Raw genomic sequence first — 17,486 nt, forward strand, 5'->3', positions numbered from 1 at the left:
GACGCCGCGCAATCGGCTATGGCTGCGAAGCGAAGTTAGGGCCTATGTGCACAGGAAATCCGCACAAATCACGCACATGCGCCTAAAAGCCGCATGAATGCTATGTTTCGATTCCTGTCGAGGGGACCAAGCTTGGTGAGACCACCCATCGCCTAACGTGAAGCCACCAACAACTGCACAAACATCTGCACCTTGGGGCGGCATTCTTCGCTGATCTCGGTGAACTCCAGGCCCGCCACCCAGTGGCCTTTTTCCGCCTTGATTTTTACTACCCGGGCAAACACGCCCACGGCACGGTACTGCACCAGCGTCAGATCAAACTCCAGCTGCAGCACATTGCCAGGCTCGATCCGTTCGGGCAACTCCAGCATCAGGCCGTGGTAGCTCATGTCCAGAATCATGGCGTGAATGATGCGGGGTTGCACATCATCGCCCTGCACCAGCTGGCACAAGCAGGGCACGCGGGTGCCCGCGCGGTGGCTGCGCCGAAACTCCTGGCGCGGCACCTTCAGCTTGCGCGACGGAATAGCCACCAGCTCCCGCAGGCTGACAGGCTGCAGCCGCCCTTTCACGTAGACCTGCATGGGCGCCGTGGCAGACACCCGATTCCAGCACCGCTGGTAGGTCGATTCACTGATCAGCACCTGCCCGCGCAGGCTGAAGGCCTCGATGCGCGAAGCCAGGTCGACCTCTTCCCCCATCACCGTGTATTGCGAGAACAAATCCGAGCCAAAGCGCCCGGCCATCACCATACCGGTATTGACGCCAATCCCCAGATAAACCTGTGGCAAGCGCTCGCGCAGATGCACCAGATTCAGATCCCGCATGGCCAGCTGCATTTCGACCGCGCACACCAGGGCGCGTTCCACGTCATCCTCATGGGCGATGGGTGCGCCAAAAACGACGCGCATGGAATCACCCAGGAACTGCTCGATGGTGCCCTGGTGGCGCAACACCACTTCGCTCAGCCGCACCAGGCAGCGGTTGAGCGCGGCAATCACCTCTGCCGCAGGTTGCAGCGCAGACATTTCTGTAAAGCCGCGCAGGTCTGCCAGCAGCAAGGTGACCTCGCGCGGCTGCGCCTGCAGCGTGGCATCGCCGGTCTTCACCCAGTCGGCGCGCAGCCTGTCACCCGCCGTCAGAAAGCCTTGCACTTCAGCCAGCGCCGCCGCCCCAAGCCCTACCCCTGTTTCGCGCACGACGATCGCCTGCAAACGCTGCATGGTTTCATCAATGGATTCGTTGTGCATGGATAGTGCTCCAGTGTGCCAAAGGCCAGCAAAGTTGCCGAGGCAAGACAGAGTCCCGCCAGTGCCTGTCCCATCTGCCGCCGAAGCAACCAGAATAGATGGGTGCCCTTACCGCGGTCAAGTACGCTACAGATAAAACAACACCAACTCGCCCGAAGAACGCCGCTGGGGCGGCTAAAATACGCGGCTGCCATCACGGAGACTTGGGTGAGTGGTTTAAACCAGCAGTCTTGAAAACTGCCGACGGGCAACCGTCCGTGAGTTCGAATCTCACAGTCTCCGCCACATCATAAAAAAACGAGCCCTCCCGGCTCGTTTTTCGTTTCTAGCCCCCCGCAACTTCATTGGTTGCAGATACCGGGATCTTCCTGGTGAATTTGACGCGACTCCGACGACCTCTGCAGCCACAATAAAAAAACCCGCATCTCCAGATCAATGGAAGTGCGGGTTTTTCAGAGCGCTTGAAAAAATGATGGTGCCGATTGTCGGGATTGAACTGACGACCTACCGCTTACAAGGCGGTTGCTCTACCACTGAGCTAAATCGGCGAAGCGCGTATTCTAATATCGAAGCAGCCCCCCGGCTGCGGTTCAAGGGGTATTACTTGACTCGTTTCAAGGCCGGACGCGCAGCCCCTGGGGTGGTGGGGGGCCGTGGTTTGTCACCGTCTTCCGGCGCAGGATCGGTGGAGACGAGTTGCACCACCCGCACAGCATCTGCCGCGGCTGACTCTGGCAAGGCCTGTTCCACTTCTGCTCGATCCAGGACTGTGCCTTCGGGGAGAAGATCCACAGGTGGCGGAAATGCCATACCTTGGCCGTTTTCACGGGCATAGATGGCAACCACACGCCCCACGGGAACGAGGATGTCGCGAGATTTCCCACCAAAACGTGCCTTGAATTCGATGTAATCGTTGCCCAGTTGCAGGCTGCTGGTGGCATCAAAGCCGACGTTCAGCACGATTTCACCGTCGTTCACATACTCACGCGGCACCTGCACAGAATCATCCACCCGCACAGCGACATAGGGCGTAAACCCGTTGTCGGTGCACCATTCGTGCAATGCCCGAATGAGGTAGGGGCGCGTGGTGGTGGATTCCGGTGCGTTCATGGGCCTGCGTGCGTAAAGGAAGGGTAACGTACTGCGCCTTATTTGCGCATGACCTTTTCCGAGGGCGTAAGCGCCTCGATGTAGGCGGGACGCGAGAAGATGCGTTCAGCATACTTGAGCAGCGGCGCAGCGTTCTTGCTGAGGTCGATGCCGTAGTAGTCCAGGCGCCAGAGCAAGGGCGCAATGGCAACGTCAAGCATAGAGAAGTTGTCGCCCAGCATGTATTTGTTCTTCAAAAACACCGGGGCCAGCTGGGTGAGGCGATCACGGATATGCGAACGCGCCTTTTCCAGCGCCTTCTCGTTGCCCTTGCTGGCACGCGATTCGAGCGTGTTCACGTGAACAAACAGCTCCTTCTCGAAATTGAGCAGGAACAGACGCACACGGGCGCGGTCGACCGGGTCACCGGGCATCAGTTGCGGGTGCGGAAAACGCTCGTCGATGTACTCGTTGATGATGTTCGACTCGTACAGGATCAGGTCGCGCTCGACCAGGATCGGAACCTGGCCGTACGGGTTCATGACATTGATGTCTTCGGGCTTGTTGTAGAGATCGACGTCGCGGATTTCGAAGTCCATGCCTTTCTCAAACAAAACAAACCGGCAGCGGTGGGAGAAGGGGCAGGTCGTACCTGAATAAAGCACCATCATGGCAAGAGACTCCTAAAAACCAAAAGAGTGGAACGCACGAAGCGCCCACTCTAGAAAAACAGGGCCGCGCCCGAGGGCGCGGCATGACAAGGTGAACTTTACTTGACGTCTTTCCAGAAAGCCGCGTTGAGTTTCCAGGCGAAAACCGTGGTAACGGCCAGGAAGATCAGCACCCACACCCCAATGCGCACCCGGGTGTTCTGGGCGGGCTCACCCATCCACTGCAGGTAACCTACCAGATCGCCAACGGCCTGGTCGTATTCCTGCGCGCTCATCTGACCTGGAGCAACCTGCTCCCAGCTCTTGAACACGTGGGTGGTCTGGCCGTGGCTTTGCACTTCCTCAAACACCGGACGGCGCTCGCCCTGCAGTTGCCACAGCGCGTGCGGCATGCCCACGTTAGGGAACAACAGATTATTCCAGCCGGTGGCCTTGGTGTCGTCGGGGTAGAAAGTGCGCAAGAAGGTGTACAGGTAGTCCGAACCCGAACCGCCAGCGCCCGCACGCGAGCGTGCGATCACAGTCAGGTCGGGTGGATTGGCGCCAAACCAGGCCTTGGCCTGCTTGGGATCAATGTTGGCTTTCATGGTCTCACCGATCTTGTCGGTGGTGAACAGCAGGTTGTCCTTGATCTGCTGCTCGGTCAGGCCGATGTCCTTGAGGCGGTTGTAACGCATGAAGGCTGCCGAGTGACAACCCACGCAGTAGTTGACGAACAGTTTGGCGCCGTTTTGCAATGCAGCAAGGTCGTTGCTCTTGCTGGGCGCCTTGTCCCAAGCCATGCCGCCGCCGGCAGCGTGCGCTGCGCCAGCCACCAAGCCGAGCGCGGCGATAAACGAAAGAAGAATTTTTTTCATAATGTCCGGCTCCGACTCAATGCGCTGCAAACGTGACACGGTCAGGCACTGGCTTGGGTTCGCCCAGGCGACTCCACCAGGGCATCAACAGGAAAAAGCCAAAATAGAACAGTGTTCCGACCTGTGACACGCGCTCGCCAATGGCCGACGGCGCCTGCACACCCAGGTAAGCCAGGATCACGAAATTGACGACAAACACGGCATACACGTATTTGTGCCAGCTTGGACGGTAGCGGATCGACTTGACCGGGCTGCAATCGAGCCAAGGCAGGAAGAACAGGATGATCACGGCACCACCCATCACCACCACGCCCCAGAACTTGGCATCAATCGAGAGCATCAGCGCCACGGCCACCGCTGCGACCACCAGGATGGCACCCTTGAAGATGGCAGGCATGCGGCCCTTGGCCACACCGAACAGAGCGCCCAGCACCACACAGGCGATCAGGGCGTACATCATTTCGGTGGTGATGGCACGCAGCATCGAGTAGAACGGCGTGAAGTACCAGACCGGTGCGATGTGCGCTGGCGTGACCAATGGGTCAGCCGGAATGAAGTTGTTGTACTCGAGGAAATAGCCACCAGCCTCAGGCGCAAAGAAGATCACTGCCGTGAAAGCCATCAAGAACAGGCAAACACCCAGGATGTCGTGCACCGTGTAGTAGGGATGGAAAGGAATGCCGTCCAGCGGATGGCCCTTGGCATCCTTGGGCGCCTTGGGGCCCTTGATTTCGATGCCGTCAGGGTTGTTGGAACCGACGTCGTGCAGGGCCAGCAAGTGGGCCACTACCAAACCCAGCAACACCAGGGGCACGGCAATGACGTGGAAGCTGAAGAAGCGGTTGAGAGTGGCATCACCCACCACGAAGTCGCCACGGATCAGCAGGGCCAGGTCGGGGCCGATAAACGGGATGGCAGAGAACAGGTTCACAATGACCTGGGCGCCCCAGTACGACATCTGACCCCAGGGCAGCAGGTAGCCCATGAAGGCCTCGGCCATGAGCGCGAGGAAAATGGCGCAGCCGAAAATCCAGACCAACTCGCGGGGTTTGCGGTAACTGCCGTACAGCAGGCCGCGGAACATGTGCAGATAGACGACGATGAAGAACGCCGATGCACCCGTGGAGTGCATGTAGCGGATCAGCCAGCCCCATGGCACGTCGCGCATGATGTACTCGACCGAAGCGAATGCCAGAGCGGCATCGGGCTTGTAGTGCATCACCAGGAAAATGCCGGTCACGATCTGGATCACCAGCACCAACAGGGCCAGCGAACCGAAGATGTACCAGAAGTTGAAGTTCTTCGGAGCGTAGTACTCCGACATGTGGACGCGGTAGGCGTCAAATGCCGTCGGAAACCGGTTTTCAAACCAGTTGGTGAGCTTGGCGCCCGCCGATGCGTTGGGAGAAATTTCCTTGAATTCAGCCATGGTGTCTTTCCTTAGGCTTTCTTGTCGTCGCCGATGAGCAGGCGCGTATCGGACATGTACATGTGCGGTGGCACCTCAAGGTTGTCCGGCGACGGCTTGTTCTTGTAAACACGGCCAGCCATGTCGAAGGTGGAACCATGGCAGGGGCACAGAAAACCGCCCTTCCAGTCGTCGGGCAGTGAGGGCTGGGCGCCCATGGCAAATTTTTCGGTGGGCGAGCAGCCCAGGTGCGGGCAGATACCCACGGCCACGAGGATTTCGGGCTTGATGGAGCGGTGGCCATTGCGTGCGTACGCTGGCGTGAACTCGTCGGGCTTGCGCTTGGAATCGGGGTCGGCCAGTTGGGAGTCCAGCTTGGGCAACTCGGCCAATTGCTCGGGGGTGCGCTTGATGATCCAGACGGGCTTGCCGCGCCACTCGACGGTGACGCGCTCACCGGGCTTGAGCTCGGAAATATCCACCTCGACTGCAGCGCCGGCGGCCTTGGCCTTTTCGGATGGCTGGAAAGTACTCACGAAAGGCACGGCGGTTGCCACGCCGCCCACAGCGCCCGCGCAGCCGGTCGCGATCAGCCACGTCCGTTTGCTGGAGTCGATTGGAGTGTCACTCATGGGGGTCCTCGATTTACATCGCTAGATTGGAAAGACAGCCTCAAATTGTAGCGGAGTGAAAAGTTCGGCTTTTGACATTTCAGGGGTAGAAGCGCATTTGATCGGCTTGAAGGCGTTCGGCCACGCTCTGCGCCCGATTGGCAGATACTCTGCGCATTGTTCAATTTTCAGGAGATTTATATGGGTATGGCTCAGGAATTTCGCGAATTTGCCGTCAAGGGCAACGTCATTGACCTCGCAGTCGGCGTGATCATCGGGGGCGCCTTTGGCAAGATCGTGGACTCGGTCGTCGCTGACCTCATCATGCCGGTGGTCGGGCTGGTATTCGGCAAGCTCGATTTCTCGAACATGTTCATCGCGCTGGGCACGGTGCCCGAGGGCACGGCCATGACGCTCGAAGCGGTGAAGAAGACGGGCGTGCCGATATTTGCCTATGGCAGCTTCATTACCGTGGCAGTCAACTTCTTCATCCTGGCGTTCATCATTTTCATGATGATCAAGCAGATCAACCGCCTCAAGCGCGAAGCCCCGGCAGAAGCGCCGGCCGCTCCCGCTGCTCCAGCCGAAGACATCGTGCTGCTGCGTGAAATTCGTGACAGCCTGAAGCGCTGATTCGGGCTACGTCGCTGGACCGAGGCTGCGCGCCATACGCACAGCCTCTATCAGACTGGAGGCGTCCGCCACGCCCTGCCCGGCAATATCGAAGGCCGTGCCATGGTCAGGGCTGGTGCGCACCAGCGGCAGTCCGAGGGTGACGTTCACGCCTTTATCCACCCCCAGGTACTTCACCGGAATCAGCCCCTGGTCGTGGTACATGGCCAGCACCACATCAAACTCACCAGGCTGGGCCTGTGTATGGCGTGCCCGCATAAACACGGTGTCCGGCGCCAGCGGTCCGGTCACATCCAGCCCCTGGGCGCGGGCCGCTTCAATGGCCGGTGCAATGACTTCGATTTCCTCCCGCCCGAACAGCCCCCCCTCCCCCGCATGCGGATTCAGCCCCGCCACGGCGATGCGGGGAGGGCGGTGCAGACTGCGCGAGAGGGCTTCGTGGGTGATATGCAATGTTTGCAGAATATTCTCGAAAGTGACCGCATCCAGTGCCGCACGCATGGACATGTGGATACTGACAAGCACAGTGCGCAATTCGTCACTGGCCAGCATCATGCGCACAGGCATATCGGCCAGCGCAACCCCCCGATGGGTGGCCGCCTCTGCCTGCAGCAGTTCGGTGTGGCCCGGAAAGTGCACGCCCGCCGCATGGAGCGACTCCTTGTGCAGCGGCGCCGTCACCAAACCTGCCACTTCGCCCCGCAACGCGGCACGCGCTGCCCAGACCACGCATTGCGCGGCTGCGCGGCCCGCGTCAGCCGACAGGACACCAAAAGGCGCAGGCCCCGGCAGCCCTGGCAGCACCAGCACCGGCATGCAACGTGGCGGCGTGGCCAGCGCTTCTTCCGGGCTCGCTATCAGTGCCACGGGCAGGCTGGGCCGCCCCGGCACGGCGATGCACTGCGCGGCGCGGCGCAAGGTGTCCAGCTCGCCCACCACAAAACACCCCTGCATGTGCTGCGGCGCATCGCGGAAGGCTTTGGCAATGATCTCTGGGCCGATACCGGCCGAATCTCCCTGGGTGATGGCGAGTGCTTGCATGAAGAAATTTGAATGAAAATAGGCTCTAACGCTTTACCAATAAGCGCTATTAGCTATAATTTTAATAGCAAATAAATATATGAACACCGAATGCTTCGATGGTTCACGCCGGATTGTCAATATCGATGAACACATGCTCCAGCCCCCATTGCGCTGCCATGCGGGCGGCTACGGCCGGTGCGCCGTAACGCTCAGTGGCATGGTGGCCAGCGGCAATGTAGGCCACCCCCGTTTCGCGCGCCAAATGGGCCTGTGGCTCCGAAATCTCCCCGGTCACAAAGGCATCGGCACCGGCGGCAATCGCCGCTTCAAAATAGCTTTGTGCGCCACCAGAACACCAGGCAACGCGCGCCACCGGGCGGTCTTCCGTTGGCGCAACCAGCGTGGCGCTGCGGCCCAAAACCTGACCCACGTGCTGTGCCAGGGCCTGCGGGCTGGCGTAGCGGACGGGAGCCAGGCAGCCAAGCTCTTGCTCGCCAAATCGTGCGTCGCTCATCCAGCCCATGTGCTGCCCTAGCTGTGCGTTGTTGCCCAGCTCAGGATGTGCATCGAGCGGCAGGTGGTAGGCAAACAGGTTAATGTCGTGGGCCAGCAGCCGTTGCAGGCGCTGCTTCATCCAGCCCGTGACGCGCCCATCCTGGCCGCGCCAGAACAGGCCATGGTGCACAAAAAGGGCGTCGGCCTGCTGCGCAATGGCGGCGTCGATCAGCGCACGGCTGGCAGTGACGCCGCTAACGATGCGGGCGATCTCGCTCTTGCCTTCGACCTGCAGGCCGTTGGGGCCATAGTCCTTGAAGCGCTCGGGTTGCAGCAGCGCGTCCAGCGCTTGGCGCAGGGTGTCTCGGGAAATGCTCATGCGGCTATTGTCCTGCGGGACGAGCGCAGGCGCTTGCGCGACAATAGCGCACCTACTTTTCACTGACCTCCATGAAACGCATCTGGCTGCTGTTTTCGCAAACCGTGACGGTGTTGGTCGCGGCCTATTTTGTCGTGGCAACGCTCCAGCCCGACTGGATTCGCCGCGGCGCCACCCGCTCGGGCGCAGGTATTTCCCTGATCGAAGCCCCCCCCGGCAACCCCGACATTCCGGCTCCTGGCAGCCTGAGCGCCGCAGCACGCAAGGCCTCGCCCGCCGTGGTGAGCATCAACACCAGCAAGGCTGCGGTGCGTGACCCGCGCAGTGACGACCCCTGGTTCCAGTTCTTCTTTGGCGAGCAGGGCCGCCAGGCCCAGGCGGGCCTGGGCAGCGGTGTCATCATCAGCCAGGACGGCTACATCCTGACCAACAACCATGTGGTTGAAGGCGCGGACGAGATCGACGTGACCCTCTCTGACAGCCGCCGCGCACGCGCACGCACCATCGGCACCGACCCGGAGACGGATCTGGCCATCCTGAAAATCGAACTGGACAAGCTGCCCGTCATCGTTCTGGGCAACTCCGACCAGCTCGCCGTAGGCGATCAGGTGCTCGCCATCGGCAACCCGTTCGGCGTGGGGCAAACGGTGACCAGCGGTATCGTGAGCGCACTGGGGCGCAGCCAGCTGGGCATCAACACCTTCGAGAATTTCATCCAGACCGACGCGGCCATCAATCCGGGCAATTCGGGCGGGGCGCTCGTGGACGTGTATGGCAACCTGCTGGGCATCAACACCGCCATTTATTCGCGTTCTGGTGGCAGCCTGGGTATCGGGTTCGCCATTCCGGTATCCACCGCCAAAATGGTGCTCGACGGCATCGTGCGTGACGGCCAAGTCACGCGCGGCTGGATTGGGGTAGAGCCTAGCGAACTCTCGCCTGAACTGGCAGAGACCTTTGGCATTAAGGCCACCGAGGGCGTCATCATCACCGGCGTGCTGCAGGACGGCCCGGCCGGCGCGGGGGGCATACGGCCCGGCGACGTGATCCTGCAAGTGGCAGGCAAACCGATCAGTAGCGTGCCCGGCCTGCTTTCTGGTGTGGCAGCCTTGCGGCCCGGCGAGAAAGCCGTTTTTCAGGTGCAGCGCGGCGACAAGGTGCTGGAGCTGGACCTGGTCCCCGGCGTGCGGCCACGCCAGCAGCGCGCACAACCGCGGTGACCTCACGCGCTCCTAGGAGGCCTTTTCTTCGGCTTCTTCGGGCGCCTGGGTGTGCCGGATGAAGATCTGCGCGGCCCAGATGCCCATTTCGTAAAGCAAGATCATGGGAATGGCCAGCGCCAGCTGCGACACCACATCGGGCGGCGTGACGACCGCAGCGATGATGAAGGCCAGCACGATGAAATAGCCGCGAAAAGCCTTGAGCTTCTCCACGCTCACCAGACCCATACGTGCCAGCACGATCACGACAATGGGCACTTCGAACGCCAGACCAAAGGCGATGAACATGGTCATCACGAAGCTCAAATAAGCCTCGATATCGGGCGCAGCCGTGATGCTTTTGGGAGCAAAGCTTTGGATGAAGCTGAACACTTGCCCAAAAACAAAGAAATAACAGAACGCTACGCCGATAAAAAATAGCAGCGTGCTGGACACCACCAGGGGCAACACCAGGCGTTTTTCATGCGTATACAGGCCGGGCGCTACAAAGCCCCAGGCCTGCCAGAGCACCACGGGCAACGCGACCAGAAAGGCCGACATCAGCAAAATCTTGAGTGGCACCATGAACGGTGAGATCACCGAGGTGGCGATCAGCGTGGCGCCTTTGGGCAAATGTGCGACCAGCGGCGCGGCCAGCAGGTCATAGAGGGCGCCGGGCCCAGGGTAGAAAAACAGCACGGCGGCCACAACGCCCACAGCCAGCATGGCTTTGACCAGGCGATCGCGCAGCTCCATCAGGTGCTGCACAAACGGCTGCTCGGTACCTGCCAGCTCGTCTTCTTGGGATGGTGTTTCGGACATGTGGGAATAGTGCGGACTTCACGTCCGGCCTTGCAGCGCCCCGTGGCGCGGCGTCAATGGAATTTCTGTGGCCGGTAGCGCGCCACGCGCGCCGCGCCCGACAGGGCCTTGGTACGGACACCCGCGCGCGCCTTGTACCACTGCGGCATGGCGCCGCGCTTGAGACGCCAGTTTTTTCCCGGGTGGTGGTAGGCGGGCACCACGGTGGCGCTGCCCTCCAGGGCGGCACTGGTCTCGCCCGTCGCTTCGGCCCAGTCCTTTTCGAAATCGCTGGCGGCGGTGTGAACCGATTGTTCGACGTCGCGGGCTGCGTTTTCTACCGTTTCCTTCATCTTCTTGAGCTCATCGAGCTCCATGGAACGGTTGACCTCCGATTTGACGTCGGCCACGTAGCGCTGCGCTTTGCCCAGCAAAGTGCCCACGGTGCGCGCCACGCGCGGCAACTTCTCCGGCCCGATGACGACGAGCGCCACCACGCCGATCAGCGCCATTTTGGAGAGGCCGATGTCAATCATGGAGTCTGCCGCGTCCGGTCTCAGCTCTTTTGCTTGGCTTCAACGTCGATGGTAGTCTTGTCGGCGCTGGCCTGGTTGCCCACCTGCCCGGCGGGAGACTTGGTAGCCGCATCATCAGCCGCCGCACCGCCGTCCTTCATGCCATCCTTGAAACCCTTGACGGCGCCACCGAGATCCGAGCCCATGTTCTTGAGCTTCTTGGTGCCAAACACCATGACGACGATCAGCAGCACGATCAGCCAGTGCCATATGGAAAAAGTGCCCATGAAATATCTCCTAACGAATGCGGTTCATTTTAGACGGGTCGCGTGACAACGCGGTTCCCATTACCCTTGCAATCACCTGTCTAGCCTTTAAGCCAAGGGCGCGGGCCGCCCAAGACATGCATGTGCAGGTGGTGCACTTCCTGTCCACCTTCCATACCGGTGTTGACCACGGTGCGGAATCCCCCGTCCGGGTAAGGCCTGCAGCCCTGCTCCAGGGCGAGGCGGGGCGCCAGCGCCATCATGCGGCCCAGCAGGCCTGCGTGTTCCGGCTGCACCTGTGCCATGGAGGGAATGTGCATCCGGGGCACCATCAAAAAATGCACGGGAGCCCAAGGATGGATGTCGTGGAAAGCAAAAATTTCCTCGTCCTCGTACACCTTGCGGGACGGAATCTGGCCCGCGATGATTTTGCAGAAGAGGCAGTTCGGGTCGTGCATGGTCAAAAAAAAGGGGCTGGCGATTCAAAAGGTCATGCATTGTGCGCGAGGTTAAGGCTTGCGCGCACCCCAAGGTCTTGCCGGTGCGCGGCCAGCCACTGTTGGCCCGCGGTGCGGCCCAATTCGAACAACTGGCGCAAGAAGCCCAGGTCGGCGCGCGCCTTGCTGGCCGATCCCTTATCTGCCAGCAAGGCGCCACCATCGATGCGGTGCATGCGCACATCCTTGTAGCGCTGGGGGTCAAGCTTGCCCTGGGCCAGCAGGCGGCTCACAAATTCAATAGCGCGCAACTCGGCCAGCAGGCTGGCGTTAAAGGTGACCTCGTTCATGCGGTCCATGATCTCGGGCACGGTGTCGGGTATGCCCAGGTGCTCGATCGGGTTGATCTGCACCAGCAAGATGTCGCTGCTCTCGGTTTGGTAGATCAAAGGGTGCAGGGCGGGATTGCCAGAGTAACCACCGTCCCAGTAAAGCTCCCCCTCGATCTCGACCGCCTTGAAAACCATGGGCAGGCAAGCCGATGCCATCACCGCATCGGCCGAGAGCCGTGCTCCCGAAAAAATCTCGCCGCGCCCGGTGCGCACGTTGGTGGCACAGACAAAAACCTGCAACCCATCCTTGCGGGGCTGGGACAACCGTTCGAAATCGATTTCGCGCTCCAGCAGGCGGCGCAGAGGATTGAAGTCGAACGGATTGGCCTGCGCCGGAGCGAGCCACGGGGTCATCATCGACAGGCCCGGCAACGCCTGCGCCTGGGGCACGCCCCACACCAGGCTGCCCATGGCTCCCACACCTTCCCACAAGCGCGCCAGCGTGGCCCGCGCCAGCGCGGCCCCTGCCTGGCGCGCTTCCTGTGGGTCAGAAAACTCCTGGGCGGCATGCGCAAAGCCATGCGCCATGGCCACAGCATTCATGGCGCCTGCGCTGGTGCCGCTGATGCCTTCAAAATCAAGCCCGCCGTCTTCCAGCAGGGCATCGAGCACGCCCCAGGTCAGTGCACCGTGCGAGCCCCCACCCTGCAGCGCCAGGTTCAACCGCTGCTGCGGTTTGCGCGGCTTAGGCATCCAGCGCCTGGTCTTTGTTCATGGCAACCATGCCGCGCACAATGCGGTACAGGAACCAGATCGAGATCAAGCCCCAGGCAATCCAGCCCGGAAAGATGAACAACAGCCACAGTGGCGATGTCACCAAATACAGCACCCCCGCCCACAGCACGGTACGGATGCGCCACGAAAAATGGCTGGCCTGCCAGGTGCCCTGGGCATCGCCTTTTTTGACAAGATCGATGACCAGCGCAATGATGAGCAGTGCCGCCCCCGGTTGGGCCCCTGGAATGACCGCTCCCACCGCCACGATCAGGTGCAGCACATAACTGACCCAGCCCCAGGCCTTGAGACCCTCGGCACGTTCGTCACTGGCCTGCACGTCAATGATGTCACTCATGGGGAGCCTCCTGCGCGGCACGCGCAACGGCCTTGCGCAAGGCTTTTTCCTCGATACCGCTGGTGCCCTCTCGGCGCTCCAGTTCGGCCACCACGTCGGCAGGACTCAGCCCATAGTGCGCCAGCGCGATCATGGTGTGAAACCACAGGTCAGCCACCTCGTAGACGATTTTTGCGGGGTCGGCTCCATGGTCTACATCCTTGGCGGCCATCACCACCTCGGTGGCTTCCTCGCCGATTTTTTTCAGGAAGGCGTCCGGCCCCTTGTGCAGCAGGCGGGACACGTAGCTTTTTTCAGGATCTCCGCCATGGACTGGCTTGCGGCTCTCGATAACGCTGGCCAGGCGTGCCAGTGCGCCTTCGGTAAAGGGAGTCGAGGTATCAGAAGAGGACATGGCACTTATTTGTAGATGGATTGCGGGTCTTTCAAGACCGGATCGACGCTCTGCCAGGCGTCGCCCTGCAAAACACGGAAAAAACAGCTGTGCCGCCCGGTGTGGCAGGCGATGCCAGGCTCGTGGCCCTGCTGCGTCACCTGCAATAGCACCACATCCTGGTCGCAGTCGACGCGAATTTCGTGCACGGTCTGCACGTGGCCGGACTCCTCGCCCTTGAACCACAGCTTGCCGCGCGACCGACTGAAATACACAGCCCGGCCCAGCTCTGCGGTTTTTTGCAGCGCCTCGCGGTTCATCCAGGCAAACATGAGCACGTCGCCCGTGCCTTTTTCCTGCGCAATCACGGGGACCAGCCCCTGTGCGTCCCATTTCACTTCGTTGAGCCAGTTCATGGCTGCATTGTCGGTGATTTACCGGGCCTGCCCGGCCATGCGTCTCTGGACTTCAGCGCAACTGCGGCATGAACGAACGGGCGGCCTGCACGGCCCCGGCGCCGATGGCTGCACCAAAACGCTTGGCCAAGCGTTCGGCCACGTTTTCATGGCGCGTGTAGTCGATGATGTCCTCGGCCTTGACGATCTCACGCGCCACATAGTCAAGGTTGCCCAGCTGGTCTGCCAGGCCCAACTCGATGGCCTGCTGGCCCGTCCAGAACAGGCCGCTGAAGGTGTCGGGCGTGCTCTTGAGCCGGTCGCCCCGGCCTGCCTTCACTACGGCGATGAATTGCTGGTGGATCTGGTCGAGCATGGCCAGCGCATAGGCGCGCTGTTTTTCGGTTTGCGGACTGAAGGGGTCGAGAAAACCCTTGTTTTCGCCCGCCGTCAGCAGACGGCGCTCCACACCCAGTTTCTCCATGGTGCCGGTGAACCCGAAGCCGTCCATGAGCACGCCGATGCTGCCCACAATGCTGGCCTTGTCCACATAGATGTCGTCGGCCGCGGCAGCAATGTAATAGGCGGCCGAGGCACAGGTCTCCTCGACCACGGCATACACGGGCTTGCCATGCTTGGCCTTGAGACGCACGATTTCGTCGTTGATCATGCCCGCCTGCACGGGGCTTCCGCCGGGCGAATTGATGAGCAGCACCACCGCCTTGGAGCCGTCGTCTTCGAAGGCGCTGCGCAGGGCGGCGACCACATATTCGGCGCTGGCGTCGGCGCCAGAGGCGATTTCGCCCTTGATATCGACCACCGCCGTGTGCGGCGCGCTCTTGCTCGACGAGGTCGCCATATTGCTCGACATCAGCGCCCACGCGAGGGCTCCAAAGAATGCCAGCCAGCACAAGCGCCAAAAAATACGCCAGCGCCGCGCCGCTCGCTGCTCGTTCAGCGCGGCAAAAGCGAGCTTCTCCAAGACGGAGCGCTCCCAGCCCGGCGCCTGAGCGTCTGCATTTTTTGCTCCTGTATCAGTAGCTGCCTGCGCCCACAGATCGGGCGTTGCAGCGTTTTTTTGCTCAGATCCATTCGGAGGAAGCTGGTGGGACTCGGTCATATCAGAACTTGATGGGCTGGATGTGGCTCGCAGTATGCCAGTGCACCATGCCATCGCTTTCGGTGAGGGCGATCTTCACCAGCCCACCGCGACAGGGACCTGCAACGCAGGTGCCCGTGTCGGGGGCGTAGGTTGCGCCATGGGTGGCGCACAACAGCCAGCGACCACTGTCGTCGAAAAACCGGTTTTCCTGGTAGTCCATTTCCATGGGCACATGTGCGCAGCGGTTCAGGTAGGCATGAACAGCCCCCTGGAATCGGACAGCAAAGGCGCGGCAGGTTTCGCCTGCGTACACCACATCGAAGGACACGGCCATGCCGCCGTCCTGCAGATCGGCACTGGGGCACAGGGGAATGGTGTCGGAAATGTTCGGCATCATGGCATTGTCAACTGTCGAAATCAGCCCTCACGGGCCAACCAGTCGTGCAGGTCGGCCACCGATTGTGCGATGTACAGGGGGCCCAGCGCGCCAAAGGCGTCGGGCGCATGCGCGCCGTAGCTCACGCCCAGGCTGGCACACCCGGCGTTGCGCGCCATCTGCAAGTCGTGCGTGGTGTCGCCAATCATGAGCACGCGCTCGGGCGCCACGTCGAACTCACCCATCAGTTCATGCAGCATCAGCGGATGGGGCTTGCCCGCCGTTTCGTCGGCCGTGCGAGAGCCATCGAACACCCCGCGAAGCTGCACGCTGTGCAAGGCCTCGTCCAGGCCGCGGCGGCTCTTGCCCGTGGCGACGGTCAGCAGGTGCCCGCGTTCGCGCAGCGCACCCAGCAAAGGCAACACGCCATGGAACAGGCTCAGGTCGTCCTGGTGGCGGGCGTAGTGGTAGCGGTAGCGCAGATTGAGATCGCCGTATTTTTCGGGCGGCACATCGGGTGCGGCATGGGCCAGGGCCTGGTTCAATGCCATGCCAATCACATAGGCGGCGTCACTGTCGCTGGGTACGGTGCCCCCGACATCGCGCACGGCAGACTGGATGCTGCGCACGATGATGGCGGTGGAGTCGAACAAGGTGCCATCCCAATCGAAGGCGATCAGGTCAAAACGGCGCGGACGGGCAATAGGGCTCATGGGATAGAGGGAACAAAACAGGCCAGGTCGGGTGGCAGGGGCGCCAGCAGTTCGATGCGCTCGCCGCTGGCAGGGTGGGTGAACTGCAGCCTCCAGGCATGCAGAAACATGCGCTTGAGGCCGTGGCGGGGCAAACGGCGGTTGAGATCGAAGTCGCCATATTTCTCGTCCCCGGCAATCGGATGGCCCTGGCTGGCCAGGTGCACGCGAATCTGGTGGGTGCGCCCGGTCTTGATGGTGACCTCCAGCAGCGAAAACGTGGGCAAATCCTGGTCAGGCCGTGCGGGCAGGCTGGTGCGCAGCTTCACCAGCGTGATGGAACGCATGCCATCGGGATCATCCACCGTGGTGGTGCGCACACGCCGCTCGCCATCGGGCTGCAGGTATTTGTGCAGCGGCGTATCGATCACCTTCTTGTTCGCGGGCCACGTGCCGATCACCAGCGCCAGGTAGGTCTTACCGGTCTCCCGCTCGCGGAACTGGTCCTGCAGGTGCGTGAGTGCGCTGCGTTTCTTGGCCACCAGCAGGATGCCCGAGGTTTCGCGGTCGAGCCGGTGCACCAGCTCCAGAAACTTGGCCTGGGGCCGCGCCTGGCGCATTTGTTCGATCACACCAAAACTCACGCCGCTGCCACCGTGCACCGCTGTGCCGGCGGGTTTGTCGAGGGCGATGAGGTGCTCATCTTCGAGCAACAAAGGAAACTCCCGCGCTGGCGCGGGGCGTTCAGCCTTCTCGGCCATTTTTTCAGACACGCGCACGGGCGGCAGGCGCACCTGGTCTCCTGCCTGCACACGCGTATCGGCCGTGGCGCGCCCCTTGTTGATGCGCACCTCGCCGCTGCGAATGATGCGGTAGACATGCGTCTTGGGCACGCCCTTGAGGTGGCGCATCAAAAAATTATCCAGCCGCTGGCCCGCGGAGTCAGCGTCCACGTCCAGCATGCGAACGGCGGGTGCCATGCGCGCGGGCAGGGGCTCTGGCGCCTTGGGACGGTGCGAAGCCGGTTTGGCCTCTATAATGTGTTTCACCTGCGCAGTGTTTTGTAAGTAGTTGATTCGTCTGGAGTTTAGTCCACACGGCCGCTCACCCCGCGCAGGCAGGTCGATGCCAGCGGGCGTTGCACATGCAGATGACAGGCCAGTTGCCTGACATGGCCGGTGCACCGCACGGGAGGCTGACACATTGGAACACTGATACGGAATCCCCTGTCTGGCAGGCTGCCCCACCCGGGCCCAGCGTGCCAGAGGATCGAAGCGAACATGTTGGTACTGGTCATGCGATTTTTGTCCCTCTGGCGGTGGCGTCTGCCGCTGCTGTGGGCAAAAAATTACACCCCAGAGCCCACCCTGCCTGCGCAACTAGCTATTCAATTTATAGCAAACCTGCACTATTCCAGGCTCGCCCCCATCCACGCGCCCTTGCCGCCCCC

The 17,486-nt window shown here is 61.5% G+C and carries 22 protein-coding genes and 2 tRNA genes; 3 read left to right on the top strand and 21 right to left on the bottom strand.

Annotated features, from left to right (window positions below; translation table 11 throughout):
• Positions 1-152: 152 nt before the first annotated feature.
• Entirely contained in the window at positions 153-1,250 is a 1,098-nt protein-coding gene (locus C8D04_RS10155; RefSeq protein ID WP_116004736.1) for an adenylate/guanylate cyclase domain-containing protein, read from the bottom strand.
• A 197-nt stretch (positions 1,251-1,447) separates the two neighbouring features.
• Here C8D04_RS10155 and C8D04_RS10160 point away from each other — a divergent pair.
• Positions 1,448-1,535, top strand: a tRNA-Ser gene (locus C8D04_RS10160).
• Between the two features lie 188 nt (positions 1,536-1,723).
• On the opposite strand, the gene C8D04_RS10165 is transcribed toward C8D04_RS10160, so the two are convergent.
• From C8D04_RS10165 to petA, 6 genes are all read right to left on the bottom strand, one after another.
• Positions 1,724-1,798: transfer RNA gene (locus C8D04_RS10165), tRNA-Thr, on the bottom strand.
• 52 nt (positions 1,799-1,850) lie between these two features.
• On the bottom strand, positions 1,851-2,360 hold the full coding sequence (locus tag C8D04_RS10170; RefSeq protein ID WP_116004737.1) for a ClpXP protease specificity-enhancing factor: 510 nt from the start codon (positions 2,358-2,360) through the stop codon (positions 1,851-1,853).
• Positions 2,361-2,398: 38 nt separating this feature from the next.
• Positions 2,399-3,010 (bottom strand): glutathione S-transferase N-terminal domain-containing protein, encoded by a 612-nt coding sequence (locus tag C8D04_RS10175; RefSeq protein ID WP_116004738.1) that lies wholly within the window; start codon positions 3,008-3,010, stop codon positions 2,399-2,401.
• 98 nt (positions 3,011-3,108) lie between these two features.
• The gene (locus C8D04_RS10180) at positions 3,109-3,867 is read right to left on the bottom strand and encodes a cytochrome c1 (RefSeq protein ID WP_116004739.1); all 759 of its coding nucleotides are present in this window, start codon (positions 3,865-3,867) and stop codon (positions 3,109-3,111) included.
• Between the two features lie 16 nt (positions 3,868-3,883).
• The gene (locus tag C8D04_RS10185) at positions 3,884-5,296 is read right to left on the bottom strand and encodes a cytochrome bc complex cytochrome b subunit (protein WP_116004740.1); all 1,413 of its coding nucleotides are present in this window, start codon (positions 5,294-5,296) and stop codon (positions 3,884-3,886) included.
• An 11-nt stretch (positions 5,297-5,307) separates the two neighbouring features.
• On the bottom strand, positions 5,308-5,907 hold the full coding sequence (gene petA, locus C8D04_RS10190) for a ubiquinol-cytochrome c reductase iron-sulfur subunit (RefSeq protein ID WP_116004741.1): 600 nt from the start codon (positions 5,905-5,907) through the stop codon (positions 5,308-5,310).
• Positions 5,908-6,087: 180 nt separating this feature from the next.
• Between petA and mscL the strand changes: the two genes are divergently transcribed.
• Positions 6,088-6,519: a large conductance mechanosensitive channel protein MscL gene (gene mscL / locus C8D04_RS10195; protein ID WP_116004742.1), complete on the top strand. Its 432-nt coding sequence runs from the start codon at positions 6,088-6,090 to the stop codon at positions 6,517-6,519.
• Positions 6,520-6,525: 6 nt separating this feature from the next.
• Here the strand turns inward: mscL and pdxA are convergent, their stop codons facing one another.
• Complete coding sequence (pdxA, locus tag C8D04_RS10200; RefSeq protein ID WP_116004743.1) at positions 6,526-7,560, bottom strand: 4-hydroxythreonine-4-phosphate dehydrogenase PdxA; 1,035 nt, start codon at positions 7,558-7,560, stop codon at positions 6,526-6,528.
• A gap of 103 nt (positions 7,561-7,663) precedes the next feature.
• Positions 7,664-8,416 carry a Nif3-like dinuclear metal center hexameric protein gene (locus tag C8D04_RS10205; protein ID WP_116004744.1) on the bottom strand — a complete coding sequence of 251 codons (753 nt, stop codon included), beginning with the start codon at positions 8,414-8,416 and terminating at the stop codon, positions 7,664-7,666.
• A gap of 71 nt (positions 8,417-8,487) precedes the next feature.
• On the opposite strand from C8D04_RS10205, the gene C8D04_RS10210 reads away from it, so the two are divergent.
• Positions 8,488-9,636, top strand: coding sequence for a trypsin-like peptidase domain-containing protein (locus C8D04_RS10210; RefSeq protein WP_116004745.1), 1,149 nt, complete (start codon positions 8,488-8,490; stop codon positions 9,634-9,636).
• A 12-nt stretch (positions 9,637-9,648) separates the two neighbouring features.
• Here C8D04_RS10210 and tatC read toward each other — a convergent pair whose 3' ends face one another.
• The 12 genes from tatC to C8D04_RS10270 form a co-directional block, all read right to left on the bottom strand.
• Complete coding sequence (gene tatC / locus C8D04_RS10215; RefSeq protein ID WP_116004746.1) at positions 9,649-10,437, bottom strand: twin-arginine translocase subunit TatC; 789 nt, start codon at positions 10,435-10,437, stop codon at positions 9,649-9,651.
• Between the two features lie 53 nt (positions 10,438-10,490).
• Complete coding sequence (gene tatB, locus C8D04_RS10220; RefSeq protein ID WP_116004747.1) at positions 10,491-10,952, bottom strand: Sec-independent protein translocase protein TatB; 462 nt, start codon at positions 10,950-10,952, stop codon at positions 10,491-10,493.
• A gap of 20 nt (positions 10,953-10,972) precedes the next feature.
• On the bottom strand, positions 10,973-11,218 hold the full coding sequence (gene tatA / locus C8D04_RS10225; RefSeq protein ID WP_116004748.1) for a Sec-independent protein translocase subunit TatA: 246 nt from the start codon (positions 11,216-11,218) through the stop codon (positions 10,973-10,975).
• 80 nt (positions 11,219-11,298) lie between these two features.
• A complete protein-coding gene (locus tag C8D04_RS10230) occupies positions 11,299-11,655 on the bottom strand; it encodes a histidine triad nucleotide-binding protein (RefSeq protein ID WP_116004749.1) in 357 nt (118 codons plus the stop codon).
• A 32-nt stretch (positions 11,656-11,687) separates the two neighbouring features.
• Positions 11,688-12,719 carry a patatin-like phospholipase family protein gene (locus C8D04_RS10235; RefSeq protein ID WP_116004750.1) on the bottom strand — a complete coding sequence of 344 codons (1,032 nt, stop codon included), beginning with the start codon at positions 12,717-12,719 and terminating at the stop codon, positions 11,688-11,690.
• The gene (locus C8D04_RS10240) at positions 12,712-13,098 is read right to left on the bottom strand and encodes a hypothetical protein (protein WP_116004751.1); all 387 of its coding nucleotides are present in this window, start codon (positions 13,096-13,098) and stop codon (positions 12,712-12,714) included. Before C8D04_RS10240 ends, C8D04_RS10235 begins: the two co-directional genes overlap by 8 nt.
• Positions 13,091-13,492, bottom strand: a complete 402-nt coding sequence (locus tag C8D04_RS10245) for a phosphoribosyl-ATP diphosphatase (protein WP_116004752.1) — start codon at positions 13,490-13,492, stop codon at positions 13,091-13,093. The genes C8D04_RS10240 and C8D04_RS10245 overlap by 8 nt, the downstream gene beginning before the upstream one ends.
• A gap of 5 nt (positions 13,493-13,497) precedes the next feature.
• Positions 13,498-13,887, bottom strand: coding sequence for a phosphoribosyl-AMP cyclohydrolase (gene hisI / locus C8D04_RS10250; protein ID WP_116004753.1), 390 nt, complete (start codon positions 13,885-13,887; stop codon positions 13,498-13,500).
• A gap of 52 nt (positions 13,888-13,939) precedes the next feature.
• Positions 13,940-14,986, bottom strand: a complete 1,047-nt coding sequence (locus C8D04_RS10255) for a S49 family peptidase (protein WP_116004754.1) — start codon at positions 14,984-14,986, stop codon at positions 13,940-13,942.
• Position 14,987: 1 nt separating this feature from the next.
• A complete protein-coding gene (locus C8D04_RS10260; RefSeq protein ID WP_199563050.1) occupies positions 14,988-15,362 on the bottom strand; it encodes a Rieske 2Fe-2S domain-containing protein in 375 nt (124 codons plus the stop codon).
• A gap of 23 nt (positions 15,363-15,385) precedes the next feature.
• Entirely contained in the window at positions 15,386-16,057 is a 672-nt protein-coding gene (locus C8D04_RS10265; RefSeq protein WP_116004755.1) for an HAD-IA family hydrolase, read from the bottom strand.
• Positions 16,054-17,016, bottom strand: coding sequence for an RluA family pseudouridine synthase (locus tag C8D04_RS10270; RefSeq protein WP_347708419.1), 963 nt, complete (start codon positions 17,014-17,016; stop codon positions 16,054-16,056). Before C8D04_RS10270 ends, C8D04_RS10265 begins: the two co-directional genes overlap by 4 nt.
• Between the last annotated feature and the right edge of the window lie 470 nt (positions 17,017-17,486).

This window comes from Simplicispira sp. 125 (genome assembly GCF_003096555.1).
Classification (GTDB): Bacteria; Pseudomonadota; Gammaproteobacteria; order Burkholderiales; family Burkholderiaceae_C; genus Simplicispira.

Coding starts and splice junctions, on each gene's coding strand:
- C8D04_RS10155 (WP_116004736.1), bottom strand. CDS start 1,250: ATGCACAACGAATCCATTGATGAAACCATGCAGCGTTTGCAGGCGATC.
- C8D04_RS10170 (WP_116004737.1), bottom strand. CDS start 2,360: ATGAACGCACCGGAATCCACCACCACGCGCCCCTACCTCATTCGGGCA.
- C8D04_RS10175 (WP_116004738.1), bottom strand. CDS start 3,010: ATGATGGTGCTTTATTCAGGTACGACCTGCCCCTTCTCCCACCGCTGC.
- C8D04_RS10180 (WP_116004739.1), bottom strand. CDS start 3,867: ATGAAAAAAATTCTTCTTTCGTTTATCGCCGCGCTCGGCTTGGTGGCT.
- C8D04_RS10185 (WP_116004740.1), bottom strand. CDS start 5,296: ATGGCTGAATTCAAGGAAATTTCTCCCAACGCATCGGCGGGCGCCAAG.
- petA (WP_116004741.1), bottom strand. CDS start 5,907: ATGAGTGACACTCCAATCGACTCCAGCAAACGGACGTGGCTGATCGCG.
- mscL (WP_116004742.1), top strand. CDS start 6,088: ATGGGTATGGCTCAGGAATTTCGCGAATTTGCCGTCAAGGGCAACGTC.
- pdxA (WP_116004743.1), bottom strand. CDS start 7,560: ATGCAAGCACTCGCCATCACCCAGGGAGATTCGGCCGGTATCGGCCCA.
- C8D04_RS10205 (WP_116004744.1), bottom strand. CDS start 8,416: ATGAGCATTTCCCGAGACACCCTGCGCCAAGCGCTGGACGCGCTGCTG.
- C8D04_RS10210 (WP_116004745.1), top strand. CDS start 8,488: ATGAAACGCATCTGGCTGCTGTTTTCGCAAACCGTGACGGTGTTGGTC.
- tatC (WP_116004746.1), bottom strand. CDS start 10,437: ATGTCCGAAACACCATCCCAAGAAGACGAGCTGGCAGGTACCGAGCAG.
- tatB (WP_116004747.1), bottom strand. CDS start 10,952: ATGATTGACATCGGCCTCTCCAAAATGGCGCTGATCGGCGTGGTGGCG.
- tatA (WP_116004748.1), bottom strand. CDS start 11,218: ATGGGCACTTTTTCCATATGGCACTGGCTGATCGTGCTGCTGATCGTC.
- C8D04_RS10230 (WP_116004749.1), bottom strand. CDS start 11,655: ATGCACGACCCGAACTGCCTCTTCTGCAAAATCATCGCGGGCCAGATT.
- C8D04_RS10235 (WP_116004750.1), bottom strand. CDS start 12,719: ATGCCTAAGCCGCGCAAACCGCAGCAGCGGTTGAACCTGGCGCTGCAG.
- C8D04_RS10240 (WP_116004751.1), bottom strand. CDS start 13,098: ATGAGTGACATCATTGACGTGCAGGCCAGTGACGAACGTGCCGAGGGT.
- C8D04_RS10245 (WP_116004752.1), bottom strand. CDS start 13,492: ATGTCCTCTTCTGATACCTCGACTCCCTTTACCGAAGGCGCACTGGCA.
- hisI (WP_116004753.1), bottom strand. CDS start 13,887: ATGAACTGGCTCAACGAAGTGAAATGGGACGCACAGGGGCTGGTCCCC.
- C8D04_RS10255 (WP_116004754.1), bottom strand. CDS start 14,986: ATGACCGAGTCCCACCAGCTTCCTCCGAATGGATCTGAGCAAAAAAAC.
- C8D04_RS10260 (WP_199563050.1), bottom strand. CDS start 15,362: ATGCCGAACATTTCCGACACCATTCCCCTGTGCCCCAGTGCCGATCTG.
- C8D04_RS10265 (WP_116004755.1), bottom strand. CDS start 16,057: ATGAGCCCTATTGCCCGTCCGCGCCGTTTTGACCTGATCGCCTTCGAT.
- C8D04_RS10270 (WP_347708419.1), bottom strand. CDS start 17,016: ATGGCACCCGCCGTTCGCATGCTGGACGTGGACGCTGACTCCGCGGGC.